Raw genomic sequence first — 14,869 nt, 5'->3', positions numbered from 1 at the left:
CTATGCTATATTCCTCCGTTATACGCTGAATCCTCGTTAAGGGGGAGGCGTCCATTCCATTGACCGCCACTGGAAGAAATAATGCCGTTTCTGGAAAATCTAAGCGATGAACATGGGATCGAGCCGATATGTCATGAACTGGACATAGCCCCGTCAACGTATTACTGGCATCAACAACGTCGGCAACATCCTGAGCATCGCAGTCACCGGGACAAGAGTGATGGTCAGCTTATGCCGGAAATACAGCGTGTTTTTGAAGAAAACTACCGTGTTTACGGGTACCGTAAAGTCTGGCAACAGTTAAAACGCGAAGGGTTCCACGTGGCCAGATGTACAGTGGTGCGCCTGATGAAAAAGCTGAAAATAAAGGGGGTAATACGTGGCATAGGTGTTAAGACGACGCGCAGCAACAAAGCCACTGAGACCCCACGCGATTTGGTAAACCGTCAATTCGTGGCGGAACGCCCGAACCAGCTGTGGGTAGCAGATTTTACCTACGTCAGCACCTGGCAGGGCTTCGCGTATGTGGCGTTCATTATCGATGTGTTTGCCGGGGTTATCGTAGGTTGGCGAACCTCATCAACGATGGAAACGACCTTCGTGCTGGATGCGCTGGAGCAGGCTCTATGGTTCAGACGGCCTTCGGGCACCATCCATCACAGTGATAAAGGTTCCCAGTATGTGTCGCTGGCGTACACGCAACGGCTGAAAGATGCTGAGTTGTTGGCGTCGACGGGCAGTACGGGTGATTCTTACGACAACGCGCTGGCTGAAAGCGTTAACGGTCTGTACAAGGCTGAAGTGATCCACCGAAAAAGTTGGAAAACGCGTCAGGATGTAGAGCTGGCGACGCTGGAATGGGTGGACTGGTTTAACAATCGCAGACTGTTGGAACGCCTGGGCCATATCCCGCCGATGGAAGCAGAAAAAGGCTACTATGCTTCACATGCTGGCAAAGATCTGGCCGCGTGAACAACGGGTTCAAAAACTCTCCAAGAAAACCGGGGCGGTTCACTTTAGTTACATCATACATGGATATTGTAAACCCTAGGTGCTTTTTGCAATGCCGTTTATTGTGTTTAATATCAGTTAATTATGCATTTAACCAGTGTTGGATGTTGGCGATAAAAAGCGCTATACTAGTGACATATGCACATTAGAACCTAAAGGAGGAAATTATGTTGCACATAGCTGATTATCCTCAGATGAAACAGATCGCATGGTATCTAAAAGATGATGCTGAATTAGATGAACGGGAAGCATTAGCTCTATATGAGCGCAACTGGAAATATGTAGAGCCAGAGGCGCTGGAGCCACATGAAAAAGCGTTGATTGATAAGTTAGTTAAAGAATACGGTGGCGGTATTCTAAATGTATAAATACCGGCTGGAGCATCACAACAAAATAGCCGGTATTCTTGACTCTATTGATGCTGATTTTATCGAAGATGCCGAATGCTATTTTGCAGGCGGCACAGCAATTGTTATGTTGCTTGATGAATACCGAGAATCTGTTGATATTGACTTCTTATGCTCATCACGAGAAGGTTACAGTAAGCTCCGTAGCACTGTCACGAATGATAGCTTTGGGCAGGTATTCAAACAGCCGGTCAACTATGGCAGTGACGTTAGAACGAATCAGTATGGTATCAGGTCTGTTGTGCTGGCCGACGATACTCGCATCAGAATGGAGTTCGTGAGCGAAGGGCGCTTAGATCTGGCATTTGGTGGCCGCATTCATAATATTCCTACGCTATCTCAAGAGGATTTCTTTGCCACAAAGCTATTGGCTAATGCTGATAGAGGCAGAGACAGATCTACCCAGTTTAAAGACATGATTGATATCGCGATGATGATCAGCGCGTGGGGCGATATTCCGCAAGTATCATGGGATAAAGCTAGAGCCGCATATGGCCAGTCGATTGATAAAGAATATAATGCTGTTATTGACATGATGAACGGCAATAAACTTCATTTTGACCGCTGTATGGGGCTGTTGCATATCTCTGAAGAGAACACGGATAAAATCATTTCAGCGCTAAATCTGTCTTTCCCAGAGAATGATTATGAATCTGACTTTATGACAGATTTCAGTCGATAAAATAATTAAATTACAAATGTAAAAGTGGCTCACATGAAGCCACTTTTTTTTGCAGAATTTTAAGGCAGGGTAATGATGTATCCTGTTATGCATCACTAGAGGTATTTTTAATAAAAGAATTCACATTATCAGAGTGATACTTTATTTGTCTTATATATAAAGCATAAATACATTTAATTTTATTTGATAATATTGTAAAGTATAATTACTGCTTTATATTTCGAATTCATTTTATTTGTCCTTTTAAATTACTTGTCAGTCACAGTAACAAACAAAATTAACATAAGGATAATAAATGAGTGATTTATCACTATACTACAGCACTGATGCGCTAAAGCTGTATTTGATTAGTTCTGTAGTGATTATTATGGTTGTATCTTGGCTAGTATCAAATGATAAAAAATTAAAAGAACAAAAAGTAATATGGAGGATGTTTATAGCGATATGTTGCATTTATATTATTACGATAGCTGTGACCAAATATGATGAATCGAGAGTTTCATTTGAAGCAAAAACAAATCATGACATTAGTTTAGAAGTTAGCCGATCTCTGACGCTTAGATGCATAAAAGAACTTGCTATTAACGAAGAAGAAATGAATTCTGAAAATGCTCTTGATACGAAGTTGAATAAATTAGCCAAGTGTCAATTAGAAGGGCTTAATGAAATCAATCAGAGATTAATGCTACAAAAAATAAATATTGAAAAACAAGGAATAAAAAAATAAATTATTTTAAAGGTAGGTTATCAAGAAGGCACTGTTGCAAAAATCTTGTGATGATAAGCTAAAGCACCATTTCGGCTGAAGGAGTAGCGTATGACCCCATTCAAATGGTCGGCATTTTCAGAGTGAAATCATCCTCTGGGCTGTTCGCTGGTATTGTAAATACGGCATCAGCTACCGCGAACTCCAGGAAATGCTCGCTGAACGGGGCGTCAATGTTGACCACACCACGATTTATCGTTGGGTACAGCGCTACGCACCTGAAATGGAAAAGCGCCTGCGATGGTACTGGCGTCATCCGACCGACCTGCTTCCCTGGCATCTGGATGAAACCTACGTCAAAATCGGCGGCAAATGGGCTTACCTGTACCGGGCCGTCGACAGCCACGGTAGAACGATTGATTTTTATCTTTCGTCTCGCCGTAATACCCAAGCGGCTTATCGATTTTTGAAGAAGATATTAGGTAACTTACGAAATTGGGAACAGCCACGACGGATTATTACAGATAAAGCCCCCACCTATGGCAGAGCGCTCGCGTTATTGAAACGGGAAGGCAAATGCCCGCCAGACGTGGTGCACCGTCAGGTGAAATACCTCAACAACGTGATTGAATGTGATCACGGTAAATTGAAGCGGATAATCAATCCGATGTTAGGCTTCAAATCCATGAAAACGGCTTATGCCGCGATCAAGGGTATAGAGGTGATGCGCGCGTTGCGTAAAGGTCAGGCTGAACCTTGGTATTATGGTCATCCTCAGGGCGAAGTGCGTCTGGTGAGCTACGTTTTCAGCCTCTAAGGTTTTTTAGCCTAAGGGAACGTTGACCCTAACGGGCTATTTGCAACAGTGCCTTTTTAACGCACTTACAGGCGGCATAATGCCCTACCATTTTGTTGCATTTCGACTGGGAATGGGGCTTGGTACTGAAGTGTGTGCTTTCCCCAAATTCAACATCTAGTTCATCAATCCAATCTATTAGCTTTTTGGGTTTAATGCCTAAATGGGAAGAATGGGTTGGTTGCAGCGTGAATGGGTACTCTTCTGTCACTTTAGCTGCAAATGCATCTTCCAGCGCTGGGAACCGCTCGTTAAACCATATTGGGGCCCGCAAGTGAGACTGTAATTAAAATTGTGTAATTGCCTGTTTTTGGTATGTTCACTCCAGTAACGGAGACAGGCAAATTATGGACGAAAAGAAACTCAAGGCCCTCGCGGCTGAACTGGCTAAAGGCCTTAAAACCGAAGCCGACCTCAATGCATTTTCCCGCATGCTGACGAAGTTAACCGTCGAAACGGCGCTCAATGCCGAGCTGACTGACCATCTGGGGCATGAGAAAAATGCCCCGAAAGCAGGCTCGAATACCCGCAACGGCTATTCATCCAAAACGTTGTTGTGCGACGACGGTGAAATCGAACTGAACACGCCTCGCGACCGAGAAAACACCTTCGAGCCTCAACTGATAAAGAAAAATCAGACGCGTATCACGCAGATGGACAGTCAGATTTTATCCCTGTACGCCAAAGGCATGACCACCCGTGAAATCGTCGCCACCTTCAAAGAGATGTACGATGCTGATGTGTCGCCCACGCTGATATCTAAAGTCACCGATGCAGTTAAAGAACAGGTGACAGAGTGGCAAAATAGACCTCTGGATGCACTGTATCCCATTGTTTATCTTGACTGTATTGTGGTGAAGGTTCGCCAGGGTGGCTGCGTGATTAACAAAGCCGTCTTCCTTGCTCTGGGCATTAATACAGAAGGCCAGAAAGAACTGCTGGGCATGTGGCTGGCAGAAAATGAAGGGGGGAAGTTCTGGCTCAGTGTGCTGACAGAGCTTAAAAACCGGGGGCTTCAGGATATCCTGATTGCCTGCGTGGACGGACTGAAGGGCTTCCCGGATGCGATAAACAGCGTGTATCCGCAGACTCACATCCAGCTGTGCATCATTCATATGGTGCGCAACAGCCTGAAATATGTCTCGTGGAAGGATTACAAAGCCGTCACCGGCGGGCTGAAAACGGTATATCAGGCTCCGACAGAAGAGGCGGCGCTGATGGCACTGGATAACTTCGCGGTTGCCTGGGACGACAAATACCCGCAAATCAGCAAAAGCTGGCGTGCACACTGGGAAAATCTCAATACGTTCTTCGGCTATCCACCCGATATCCGCAAGGCCATCTACACAACGAATGCCATCGAGTCACTAAACAGCGTGATCCGCGCAGCCATCAAGAAGCGCAAGGTGTTCCCGACAGACGACTCGGTACGAAAAGTTATTTATCTGGCGATCAAGGATGCGTCGAAAAAATGGAGTATGCCGATCCAGAACTGGCGGCTGGCGATGAGCCGTTTTATTATCGAGTTCGGTGACCGCCTGAGCGATCACCTTTAATACGGTGGCAGTTACACAGAATTATTTACAGGGTCTTATCTGGGCCTGTTTAGAAATTTGTGTATTTGCCTGATTTTGAGGCTCTGTCGCGTTAACTGAGACACAATTTGTGCTGGCGAACCGCGGTTCATGGCAGACCGCAAGCACCTGCTGCACGTCTTCGGCGCTGAGCTTGTTTTTCGGCACCGGACGAGGTGACGTGGCCCGGCGATCGTCTGACACCGTGCGCCAACGCTGTAAAGTCCGCTGACTCAGGCCGACGCGCTGGCAAGTCTTTGTTAACGAGGCTCCACTGTCGACTGCTTCCTGAACCAGTAGCATCAACTGCTGGCGGTCGGCACTGCGCGTCATTCGTCCTCGTTTTCTTCGCCGAACAACGCCTTGAACTTTTTTTCCAATATCAACAGCGCTGCGGCTTCGGCTAGCGCCTTGTCCTTACGGACTATTTCACGGTTAAGTTGTTGGTTTTCCTTTTTTAATCGTTTTATCTCTGCTTTTTCTTCACGCGGGCTGGGCTGCATAAAACCGTCCTTCCACTGCTGGAGTTGCTCGGGGTAGAGGTCTTTACGGCGACAATATTCAGCAACAGCAACAGCATGAGCAGAAAGCGGTGCGGTTTCAACGAGAACGGCAAACTGCTCCTCCTGCGACCACTCATGGGGTGAGTTTTCCCTGTTAGACAGCGCTGGCTCGGCAATGCCCGCCGACGAATGCCAGTGGTAAAGGGTTTTGGGAGGAATACCTTCCTGCCGTGCTATTTGATTAATAGACTAATTATGTGGAGGTAACATTTTGGCGATCACCGCAGCTTTACGTTCTGTTGAATAAACGGCCATACAACATCTCCAGCCCCCTGACTATTTTTCAGAAGGAGGCGACAACTACCCTGACATGGGGGGGTATCACGAACTCAGGGATCGTTGAAAGCCATTTCGTTGATCTGCTCCTTGACACCCGGCTTACAGGCTTCGTAGGTGTAAGTGAGCAGAAATACGCGATGGCAGTCACGACAACGAAATCTGTCATGGTCTTTAGGGTCTGACCATGGCGGTAAACCTGAGTGGACTGACAACGAGGACAATGAACATTAACGCTGGACATGAGAAAACCTCACCAGTGAACATTATACATCAAGTTTAACCAATTGGAGACATTACCCGGAATACTTACCCTAATCAGATAAATAACAACGGTTCAAAGTATGGAAAATAAAAGTGCAGGTATCAGACTCAAGGGCCATGTTAAGCCAGTTAATACAGAGCCCAGTATTCTATAGTAGCGCTGTTCCTGTGAGATAAAGTAAATAAAAATAGAGGTCATTAACCCCCCTGATAAATAGATTATGATCATAATCACAGCACCGCTCATATTATTCCTCGTTAAAAAATAAATTATATAAAGCATAGATAAAGCGAAACCCTCCTCAACATAGAGGGTTTGAGACTTGCTGGTTGGGGGGAGTAATTATATTATAATGTGTTAACTTTATCCTGTAGCACTGTACCCAGATGATTGAACATGAGCGTCATAGATGCTTTGGACCAGTTCAATGGAATAATAGGGCTCGGAGCGGGTTGCACTTTTCCGGAATAATGCAAGAAATTGATACTTTCCGGTAAAGCCATGGCTGGTAAAGGTTTTCCATCCGCGCCTGTCATACCTTTATTAGTGATTTGTGAAAGAGATCTGTTCATAAATTGAATGGCTTCATTTAGATAGTATTTATCACGACTTTCTTTATAAACTATGGCAGAAGATGTTGCATACCATGAATCAAAAAACCATTGAGCCTCAGTATGAGGAATAAATATTTCTTGGCGTTTATTATGAGAGTCTTCACTGGTGTCGGTTTTAATTTTATTAAACCAGAAATTTGCTGATTGGTAGTTGTCGTTTAAATAACGTTTGATACCGTAGTTACCCGCGAGTGTCCTCACTTTTGAAAGTATCATTTTTTTCTGTTCAATAGTCAGTCGCGATAACTTTGCAGGGTAAATCAGGTTAAGTAACGCAGCATCTGCTGTACGATAATGGGGGTCATCATGTCTATAATTGGGAGATTCACCACCTAGACTCAATTGATATCTAATTCTTTCGTAACCTTTATTAACCATTTTTTCCAGTTGAGTTGTTTTTAGGTGCTGATCTAATTGCAAATTCTTTGCTTGTTCTAGCAGATCATTCCTAAATTTAATTGCAGATATATTACTCTTTTCATTTAACAGATTAGTAAGGCGTTCTAGCCCTGAAGTCACTAGTGCTATGGATGATGTATTAAGTCTCGCATCTTCTTCCCATGATCCCGAGTCAGGCATATCATAAAAGCGCACTTTTTCAAGATAGGCGACAAGTTTTACCAATGAATTAAGTCTGTCACCTTTTTCCCAGTCTGATCGTGAAATTTTACCGGATTCAACTGCCTGAATGATATTATCAAGATACAAACCCAATGCATCATTTTGTTTGTGATTCCATTGCTGCGGTTTACCATTTTCTAACACATCACTGAAGTCTGGCGAGTTACTGTCAAAACGGATATGTATAGCATTCATTTGCCCGTTTTCGTCATCCAGTAACGAAGGGTTATTTATAATATTGTTCATCCGTTCTAACTGTGCTGGTGTGGACATATAGTCCCATAATGTTAATAATATCTTTTTCGCACTTTCCTGGTCTTCCTTCTGAGAATTGAGCGCCAAATATCCCCACAAACTGTCTCTCAGCCAGATTGCATCATAATTAGTTTCAGACTTAATACTATCTTCAAATGAAGCGGCCTGAAGGAATGTCCCCCATGGTTTCTCTGTTAGCTGCAGTTTTCTAGTTTCTACAGTTTTCTGAACAATGGTGTTAATCTGGTCTGTATTGTAGCGATTTTGTATCAAATTTTTTATTTCAGGCGACAGTACAAAAATCTGATATGCCGGATAGTCCGCAGGAAAAGCAGATAGTAAATTTTCCACGTATGCTTGTTGGCTGTTTTGAAGTTTTAAGAAAAGTTCATCACTCGGACTTGCCTGAGCGATCCCTGATAAGAGAAACATTACGCTCAGCAGATTTGTATTTTTTAAGAGTAAACGTTTAAGTATCATAGATAACCTTCCATAACTGAATTTGAAAAATATATTACCTGTTATTTTCTACTCTTTTATATGTACGTCTATCAGTTCAACTACGGATTGACGTTTCAAAAAAGCGCTAATTCAGTTGCCTAGATCACATAATACACATGACAACATGTGGGTTTTCACTTTAAAGTAATCACTGATGCTATTGATACAGGAATTGTAGTGGTCAACAAAAACTGGCCACGGCTTTAGAGTTTTTCCAGAACAATCGTTCTGATTCATTCGGCGTCAGACCTCCATTATATTGATGAGGTCTGAGCTGGCTGTAATATCCCGTGATGTAATTTGTTATCGCCATGCTGGCTTCTCCACAATTTACGTACCCATTATCCGGCACCCACTCTGTTTTCAGGCTTCTGAAGAACCGTTCCATTGGGCTGTAGACTGAGTATCCCAGCAATTTCCCCGGCGACTCAGGCTTTGCTTTATCTGATATCTCCACAGTAACTGTCTGAAATTCCTGCTGGTATAGTGACTGAACTGTACCGGGTTTCTTGGAGACTAAACTCTTAGTGAAAGGAGACCCAAAATGAAATCACAATCCGCCAAACGCTATCCCCCTGAACTGCGTGAGCGCGCAGTCAGAATGTTGTTGGAACGTAAACGTCGCTGGTACCGCACCTTCCGCTTAACGCGATGAAACATCATGCTTGTCTTTGGAATTCACCGAAGATCAGAGGCAATATGGCAAAGACGAACCATCGCACTCCCGACGAATGGCGTGAACTGCTCGACGCACAACAACGCTCCGGTCTCAACCAAACTCAATTCTGTAAACGCCATCAAATCTCACGCAGCGCTTTTTTCAATGCCAAGGATCGCCTCGTTGCGCAAGCCAAGTCGCCGCCGCCCGCATTTATCGCTGTCTCTCCGCTCAAACAGGGTTCTTTGCCGATAACGCCGCCTGTCGAACCCACTCCCGCTGTTGCCGAACCTGAGCTACCTCCGGTTGAGTGCGATTCTATCAAACTGACGCTCGCACACTGCTCACTGCAATTTCCCCTCAGCCTTTCTCCATTTTGGCTGGCGACCTTACTGCGGGAACTCACGCCATGAAGATGTTTGTCGATGCCACGCAGATTTATCTTCACCGCCTTCCCGTGGACTTTCGCAAAAGCATCAACGGGCTCACGCTACTGGTTGAACAGCACATGGCGTTATCGCCTTTTAGTGGAGCCCTGTTTGTCTTCTGCAATCGACGGCACGACAAAATAAAGGCGCTGTACTGGGACACCACCGGTTTTTGTCTGTGGTATAAACGCCTTGAACAGGCGCACTTCAAATGGCCTTCCCGGTTGAGTGGCGATACGTTGACGTTGGATGAACAACAATGGCACTGGCTGTTAGAGGGGATAGACATCACAAAAATACAGCGGCATCCCCCTCTGCATTACACCTCGTTGAGTTAATAAAAAAGTACAACTACCGGTTAAATAACAATGTATTAAGGGGCAGTAAAGGGTATAATTCATACCATGAAAACACTGCCCGATACCCTGCCAAACTCGCCTAATGAACTCCAGCAAATACTGCAGGAGCGGGAAGCTTTTTGGCAGGCGCAGGTAGCCCAGTGGCAAGCACAAGCAGCCCAATGGCAGGAAAAATCGAGCCTGTGGCAAGCGCAATACCAAAGCATGGTCGAACAGTGGCTGCTGGCCCGTTACAAACTCTATGCGGCCAGTAGCGAAGACTACCCAGGTCAGGGAGCGTTGTTTAACGAAGCTGAGCAGACCGATGACCTTGCCACCCAGACGCCACCTCACGCCGAGGAAGAAGATAACGCTCAGGCTGACCCCGTCACACCCGAACGCAAAAGCCGTCGTCCACGGTTACCGCCTGGCCTTCCCCGGGAGGAGGTGCTTCACGACCTGCCAGACGAAGAAAAGACCTGTGCCTGCTGTGGTCATGCCCTGCATCGCATGGGCGAGGAATGCAGCGAGCAACTGGAGTTTATCCCGGCCAGCATCAAGGTCATGCGCCATGTTCGCCCTAAATACAGTTGCCGCCAATGTGAGCAGCAGGGGACCGAGGTCAACATCCTGATTGTGCCTGTACCTGCAACCTTATTACCCCGCAGCATCGCCACGCCCAGCCTGCTGGCCCAGATAATCAACAGCAAGTTCCAGTTCAGCCTGCCGCTCTATCGCCAGGAGCAATGGTTCGCCCAGTTGGGTATCGAGCTGAGCCGCCAGACCATGAGCAGTTGGATGTTGAAATGTGCAGAACGGCTGGCCCCGCTGGTTGAGTTGCTTCATCAACATTTACTTGAGCGTGAGGTAATCTGGAGCGATGACACCACGCTCAAGGTGGTGGAGGTGAAAAAGGATAAATGTTACATGTGGGTCTACGGCTGCGGCGGTGATAGCCCGGAGCCCGGTCTGCCGCCCGCTATCGTACTGTATGACTATCAGGATGGTCACGGCGCTGCCGGCCCTGTCGGGTTCCTCAACGGATATGAAGGTTACCTGCAGGCCGATGGTTATGCCGGTTACACGAATACCGACGCGACAGTTGTCGGTTGCATGGCGCATGCGCGCCGCAAGTTCATGGAGGCGAAAGTGGCCCAGCCGAAAGGAAAAGTTGGCCGTGCTGACTGGGCGCTGACGCATATCCAGAAACTTTACCGCCTTGAGCGAGAGCTGAAGGGGCAGCCGGCCGATGTCATTGCGGCCCGCCGCCAGCAGGAGGCCATCCCACTGCTGGACGAGTTCAAAGGCTGGCTGGATAAAACAAGGCCGCAGGTTCCGGAGAAACACTTGTTGGGCACGGCCGTGGTCTACAGTCTGAATCAATGGTCAAAGCTGGTGCGTTATGTGGAGCACGGGCAGTTGAGCATAGACAACAACAGGGCTGAGCGGGCCATCAAGCCGTTTGTCATTGGGAGAAAAAATTGGATGCTGTCGAATACGCGCAGCGGTGCGCGGTCGAGCGCCATCCTTTATAGCCTGGTTGAAACGGCGAAAGCCAATGGTCTTGTGCCCTTTGACTACCTGATGCAGGTGTTTACCAAACTGCCCACCCTCACCGCCGACGGTGATCTCGAGTCCCTCCTTCCCTGGAACATCACCCTACCTTAAACAACCACACAGGTCACTGTGTGGTTCTAGCGACGCTTACGTTATTTTCAATGCGATCAATGTGTTTCAGCAGGTCATCAACACATTGCTGAACCTGAAGCGGCAAAGATTTCTTCTGTTCAGATACCATGTGGCGCAGGGCATCTGTACTTTGTGGAGCGATGACGCCGAATTCAGAGATCAACCCTCGCAGGCGATTATATGTTGCTGTTTTCTCTTCGATAAAACCTTGCCGGGTACGATGTAAACACTGCATGGCCTGCTGGCTTTCGTCTTTCACTGGTACGAACCGCATATGCGGACGACGAACAGCTTCACAGATAGCCTGAGCATCAGCAGCATCATTTTTCCCTGATTTACCTGCCATACGGTAAGGCGATACAAATTTAGCTGCCATCAGGCGCGGTTCATGACCATACTGCCGAAACAACCTTGCCCAGTAGTGAGCCCCAGAGCATGCCTCCATCCCGATAACACAGGGAGGTAAACTGGCAATCAGCTCAGGAAGCGCAGCACGCGGTACTTTGGGTTTAACCAGAACAGTTTTACCGTGTTGGTCAACGCAGTGAACAGCAAACACATTTTTAGCAAGATCGATACCGACAGTAGTGATGGTCATAACGAATCCCTCCGGGGCTATGTTTACCCCATGATTGCATAAGAGTTAATCAGGCGCATATCCAGGGGAAGTCCCTTCCATTCGTTTAGTTCATTGTTTGACCAATTAAACGCGACACTTTAAAATGGTAACGATATGATAAAAAATAAAAAATCTATCATATAGCTGCACTTTTCGAAGAAAATTACACGGAACCCTATTTAGATTATAGGAGTGAGTAATGACGGTAAGGCTTTATTACAATGCTGCCGATTCACGCGCCAGAGCAAGCGCTGAATGGCACGATAACTGGATCAGCAAAAGTAGACTGAAAGCTCGGTACTGGACTGATAAAGCAATATCTCAGTTCCTTGGAAAGCCTCAAAAAGCAGGCCCTATAATGGCGTGGACGCAGAAGGAAGTGCAGCGAGTCGAGAATACCCATGAGTTTCAACAGTGGCTGGTAAAACGCCGCGAGTGGCTTATAGCGCATGGAAAATCACCTGCTGACGAATAAATACCGTCGCTGTTACGTATTATCGCATTTAAGTTATCGCCTTTGTGGTATCGCTTTTAGGTTATCCGATAGGGCAAAACGCCCTGAAAACACCGTATAGCATGGGAGTTCACCCTATTGCGACAACACCACCTGTTCAATCTGTATATTTTCACGTCGTTTTAATTTGACACTTTACCCTTACGTGACTATTCTAAGTGTCAAAGAGAGGTAAATATGACTAGCACAATTCAAAAAGAATGCCGCAAACCACGGTCCGCTGAGCAAATGGCCGTGTTTGACCGCTTATCAAATTTGGCAGTCGAGTTAGTGGCAAAATTAGCTGAAAAAAAACAGCTAACCACCGCTCGCAACATGACAGATAACGAGCTGGCTAAACTATTTTTTGAAACTCAACTAGACCGGTCTTCTGAGATGTCACCGCGTGAAAAACGCAAAATGGATCATCTAAATGAAAGCGCGGTCAAATTTGCAGACCGTTTGAAGAGACTCGGCGGAACATGCCGGGCAAGTAAAGCAGCTGACATCCTCGGAGTAAAAAGACAGACAATTAACAATCGACTGAAAGCAAAAAAATTGCTGGCAGTGCAGGTAGGGGGCGAGAGCAAATTCCCGACATTCCAGTTTGACGGAAACCGCATTGTTGATGGGCTGGAAGAAGTTTTATTGTTGCTGGGAGAATTTAGCCCAGTCACTAAAACCTCGTTCTTGACTGCTATGTATTTTTTCGATAATGAAGAAAATTTAAATGTCATCGATGCACTGAAAAAATACGGCACGGCAGGTGAACACATGAAAGAGATCCGCAAACAAGCCGCTCTCTTCGGTCATCAGGCATCCCACTAAAAAAGGCCCCTTAGGGCCTTTTATTTACGAGTCATCGGCACTCACATCAAACTGTAGCGTTTCCACCACAATTTCAAATCCTTCAATGTCTTTATCCTGCCAGTTTTGAGGGAAATTATCTGGGTTCGAATCAACATGTGAATAAACGGAACTATGCGTAACATCAGCTAAGGGGCCTGTCTCCCCCTCGCGTTCCCAGAAGGCAGTACATATCCCCACACCGTAATGCCTGGAACTGTACGAAACACCGTCATACTGTAGCCCTGGTGTGTTCGCAGCCCAATCGGTAATGGCTTGTGTAATGTCCTGTCGATTGCCCATCGTCTGATCAGCAGTAATATGCAACATACCCTGCAACTTCGTCATATTGATGGTTCTCGTATCACGAGTCGTCTCTAGCGTATACATCTGAGCCTTGTGTAAATCACTCAAACCGAGAGTAAAATTATCTTGGTCACGTTGGTAGACTCTTCCCAACGATTCAGCTATTGCAGCGGCGGCGTTATCTGCGGCGTAGCAGATACCTGTGCGGCCTGTAGGGTCGTTGTAACGACCTAACGGTTCTGGGTCCATCGGTGCGCCATAATGCACACCTGAAGCATATTCGTCCCATTGCCAGCGCATTTGTTGAGTGCCTGTCTCACGAATGTCACTCGGAACACGCCCCTGCATTTCTAACTGGTTTAACTGCTCATGGATGAAATCTCCATTCGTTCTCTTTTCTGTTGCCACGGAACACCTCTGTTTCTTTCAAAAATTATTTGAGCCATACATTCACCATTACTGGGATATAGGGAATTGATTGGCCTACGTGCTTACCCGTAAGCCACTTACCTTTTTAGGGGCATATGCATCTTAGGTTTTGTGGAACGTAGTTTCAACGATATGATTTATATGACTTCTAATTAAGAGAATTGACAGAGAGAGAAAGGGCAGAGAGAGCAGCTATATTGTGAGAAATCGGGGTCTATTTAACATATTGCACGGAAAACGGCATATAGCGTGTAGTAGCTCAATAGTAGTGTCCGCCTGTAGCTCAATTCACGTGACCGCGATATGGTGAGTCTCACGGAGTCGTTTTTCATCAGTAAAAACTACCGGAGATTGCCATGTGCGCAGAAAGCTCAGGAATGTTTACCTTGAAAGAGATCAACCGCGTCAAAATTAGGTCATGTATTCAATGCGGAGATCATCAGGTAACATCTTCGCATTTATCTGAGAGGGTTTGATGGCTAAGGTTGATGTGAAATGCCCATTTTGTGAGCAGGCGCACTCTGTTAAAAAGCACGGACCAGGACGCTCCGGGCATCAGCGCTACCGCTGTCAGGCCTGCCGCCGGAGCTTTCAACTAGAATACGAGTACCGTGCATGCCACCCCGGTATGAAAGATCAAATTGTCGATCTTGCTATGAACAATGCCGGTATTCGTGACACTGCACGGGCGTTACATAGTAAGCGTCGCTAGAACCACACAGTGACCTGTGT

Annotated in this window: 14 protein-coding genes and 5 pseudogenes; 12 read left to right on the top strand and 7 right to left on the bottom strand. The window is 46.2% G+C overall.

Annotation, left to right across the window (positions count from 1 at the left end; translation table 11 throughout):
- Positions 1 to 78: 78 nt before the first annotated feature.
- The 6 genes and pseudogenes from A6J66_001165 (at position 79) to A6J66_001140 (ending at position 5,218) form a co-directional block, all read left to right on the top strand.
- Positions 79 to 972: pseudogene (locus tag A6J66_001165) on the top strand (IS3 family transposase).
- A 206-nt stretch (positions 973 to 1,178) separates the two neighbouring features.
- A complete protein-coding gene (locus A6J66_001160; protein PNM27296.1) occupies positions 1,179 to 1,379 on the top strand; it encodes a hypothetical protein in 201 nt (66 codons plus the stop codon).
- Complete coding sequence (locus A6J66_001155) at positions 1,372 to 2,100, top strand: nucleotidyl transferase AbiEii/AbiGii toxin family protein (GenBank protein ID PNM27295.1); 729 nt, start codon at positions 1,372 to 1,374, stop codon at positions 2,098 to 2,100. Before A6J66_001160 ends, A6J66_001155 begins: the two co-directional genes overlap by 8 nt.
- Positions 2,101 to 2,395: 295 nt before the next feature.
- Entirely contained in the window at positions 2,396 to 2,827 is a 432-nt protein-coding gene (locus tag A6J66_001150; protein PNM27294.1) for a hypothetical protein, read from the top strand.
- Positions 2,828 to 2,954: 127 nt separating this feature from the next.
- Positions 2,955 to 3,623, top strand: coding sequence for a DDE domain-containing protein (locus A6J66_001145; GenBank protein ID PNM27293.1), 669 nt, complete (start codon positions 2,955 to 2,957; stop codon positions 3,621 to 3,623).
- A 386-nt stretch (positions 3,624 to 4,009) separates the two neighbouring features.
- Positions 4,010 to 5,218 carry an IS256 family transposase gene (locus A6J66_001140; protein PNM27292.1) on the top strand — a complete coding sequence of 403 codons (1,209 nt, stop codon included), beginning with the start codon at positions 4,010 to 4,012 and terminating at the stop codon, positions 5,216 to 5,218.
- A gap of 21 nt (positions 5,219 to 5,239) precedes the next feature.
- Here A6J66_001140 and A6J66_001135 read toward each other — a convergent pair whose 3' ends face one another.
- From A6J66_001135 to A6J66_001115, 5 genes and pseudogenes are all read right to left on the bottom strand, one after another.
- Entirely contained in the window at positions 5,240 to 5,569 is a 330-nt protein-coding gene (locus A6J66_001135; GenBank protein ID PNM27291.1) for a hypothetical protein, read from the bottom strand.
- A gap of 562 nt (positions 5,570 to 6,131) precedes the next feature.
- Positions 6,132 to 6,319: pseudogene (locus tag A6J66_001130) on the bottom strand (IS1 family transposase).
- 93 nt (positions 6,320 to 6,412) lie between these two features.
- A complete protein-coding gene (locus tag A6J66_001125; protein ID PNM27290.1) occupies positions 6,413 to 6,622 on the bottom strand; it encodes a GhoT/OrtT family toxin in 210 nt (69 codons plus the stop codon).
- A gap of 65 nt (positions 6,623 to 6,687) precedes the next feature.
- A complete protein-coding gene (locus A6J66_001120) occupies positions 6,688 to 8,310 on the bottom strand; it encodes a hypothetical protein (GenBank protein ID PNM27289.1) in 1,623 nt (540 codons plus the stop codon).
- Between the two features lie 202 nt (positions 8,311 to 8,512).
- Positions 8,513 to 8,829, bottom strand: a pseudogene (locus tag A6J66_001115) (IS110 family transposase).
- A 201-nt stretch (positions 8,830 to 9,030) separates the two neighbouring features.
- Here A6J66_001115 and A6J66_001110 point away from each other — a divergent pair.
- From A6J66_001110 to A6J66_001100, 3 genes are all read left to right on the top strand, one after another.
- On the top strand, positions 9,031 to 9,402 hold the full coding sequence (locus A6J66_001110) for a hypothetical protein (GenBank protein PNM27288.1): 372 nt from the start codon (positions 9,031 to 9,033) through the stop codon (positions 9,400 to 9,402).
- Positions 9,399 to 9,755: an IS66 family insertion sequence hypothetical protein gene (locus A6J66_001105; protein ID PNM27287.1), complete on the top strand. Its 357-nt coding sequence runs from the start codon at positions 9,399 to 9,401 to the stop codon at positions 9,753 to 9,755. Before A6J66_001110 ends, A6J66_001105 begins: the two co-directional genes overlap by 4 nt.
- A 66-nt stretch (positions 9,756 to 9,821) precedes the next feature.
- On the top strand, positions 9,822 to 11,423 hold the full coding sequence (locus tag A6J66_001100; GenBank protein PNM27286.1) for an IS66 family transposase: 1,602 nt from the start codon (positions 9,822 to 9,824) through the stop codon (positions 11,421 to 11,423).
- A gap of 34 nt (positions 11,424 to 11,457) precedes the next feature.
- Here the strand turns inward: A6J66_001100 and A6J66_001095 are convergent.
- Positions 11,458 to 12,042 (bottom strand): annotated as a pseudogene (locus A6J66_001095) (IS110 family transposase).
- Between the two features lie 220 nt (positions 12,043 to 12,262).
- Between A6J66_001095 and A6J66_001090 the strand changes: the two are divergent.
- Together A6J66_001090 and A6J66_001085 are read left to right on the top strand one after the other, a co-directional pair.
- Positions 12,263 to 12,538, top strand: coding sequence for a hypothetical protein (locus tag A6J66_001090; protein PNM27285.1), 276 nt, complete (start codon positions 12,263 to 12,265; stop codon positions 12,536 to 12,538).
- A gap of 216 nt (positions 12,539 to 12,754) precedes the next feature.
- On the top strand, positions 12,755 to 13,384 hold the full coding sequence (locus A6J66_001085) for a DNA-binding protein (protein PNM27284.1): 630 nt from the start codon (positions 12,755 to 12,757) through the stop codon (positions 13,382 to 13,384).
- 24 nt (positions 13,385 to 13,408) lie between these two features.
- On the opposite strand, the gene A6J66_001080 is transcribed toward A6J66_001085, so the two are convergent.
- Positions 13,409 to 14,056, bottom strand: a complete 648-nt coding sequence (locus tag A6J66_001080; protein PNM27331.1) for a hypothetical protein — start codon at positions 14,054 to 14,056, stop codon at positions 13,409 to 13,411.
- Positions 14,057 to 14,612: 556 nt separating this feature from the next.
- Here A6J66_001080 and A6J66_001075 point away from each other — a divergent pair.
- Positions 14,613 to 14,834: pseudogene (locus A6J66_001075) on the top strand (IS1 family transposase).
- Positions 14,835 to 14,869: the final 35 nt, after the last annotated feature.

It is taken from the genome of Yersinia enterocolitica, from assembly GCA_002082245.2.
Classification (GTDB): domain Bacteria; phylum Pseudomonadota; class Gammaproteobacteria; order Enterobacterales; family Enterobacteriaceae; genus Yersinia; species Yersinia enterocolitica_E.
The sequence above is the reverse complement of the archived record's forward strand: the minus strand, read 5'-3'. Positions and strand labels throughout refer to the sequence as shown.

Bases quoted from the DNA above. Each gene is read 5' to 3' on its own strand.
- A6J66_001160 (PNM27296.1), top strand. From the start codon at position 1,179: ATGTTGCACATAGCTGATTATCCTCAGATGAAACAGATCGCATGGTAT.
- A6J66_001155 (PNM27295.1), top strand. From the start codon at position 1,372: ATGTATAAATACCGGCTGGAGCATCACAACAAAATAGCCGGTATTCTT.
- A6J66_001150 (PNM27294.1), top strand. From the start codon at position 2,396: ATGAGTGATTTATCACTATACTACAGCACTGATGCGCTAAAGCTGTAT.
- A6J66_001140 (PNM27292.1), top strand. From the start codon at position 4,010: ATGGACGAAAAGAAACTCAAGGCCCTCGCGGCTGAACTGGCTAAAGGC.
- A6J66_001135 (PNM27291.1), bottom strand. From the start codon at position 5,569: ATGACGCGCAGTGCCGACCGCCAGCAGTTGATGCTACTGGTTCAGGAA.
- A6J66_001125 (PNM27290.1), bottom strand. From the start codon at position 6,622: ATGCTTTATATAATTTATTTTTTAACGAGGAATAATATGAGCGGTGCT.
- A6J66_001120 (PNM27289.1), bottom strand. From the start codon at position 8,310: ATGATACTTAAACGTTTACTCTTAAAAAATACAAATCTGCTGAGCGTA.
- A6J66_001110 (PNM27288.1), top strand. From the start codon at position 9,031: ATGGCAAAGACGAACCATCGCACTCCCGACGAATGGCGTGAACTGCTC.
- A6J66_001105 (PNM27287.1), top strand. From the start codon at position 9,399: ATGAAGATGTTTGTCGATGCCACGCAGATTTATCTTCACCGCCTTCCC.
- A6J66_001100 (PNM27286.1), top strand. From the start codon at position 9,822: ATGAAAACACTGCCCGATACCCTGCCAAACTCGCCTAATGAACTCCAG.
- A6J66_001090 (PNM27285.1), top strand. From the start codon at position 12,263: ATGACGGTAAGGCTTTATTACAATGCTGCCGATTCACGCGCCAGAGCA.
- A6J66_001085 (PNM27284.1), top strand. From the start codon at position 12,755: ATGACTAGCACAATTCAAAAAGAATGCCGCAAACCACGGTCCGCTGAG.
- A6J66_001080 (PNM27331.1), bottom strand. From the start codon at position 14,056: ATGCAGGGGCGTGTTCCGAGTGACATTCGTGAGACAGGCACTCAACAA.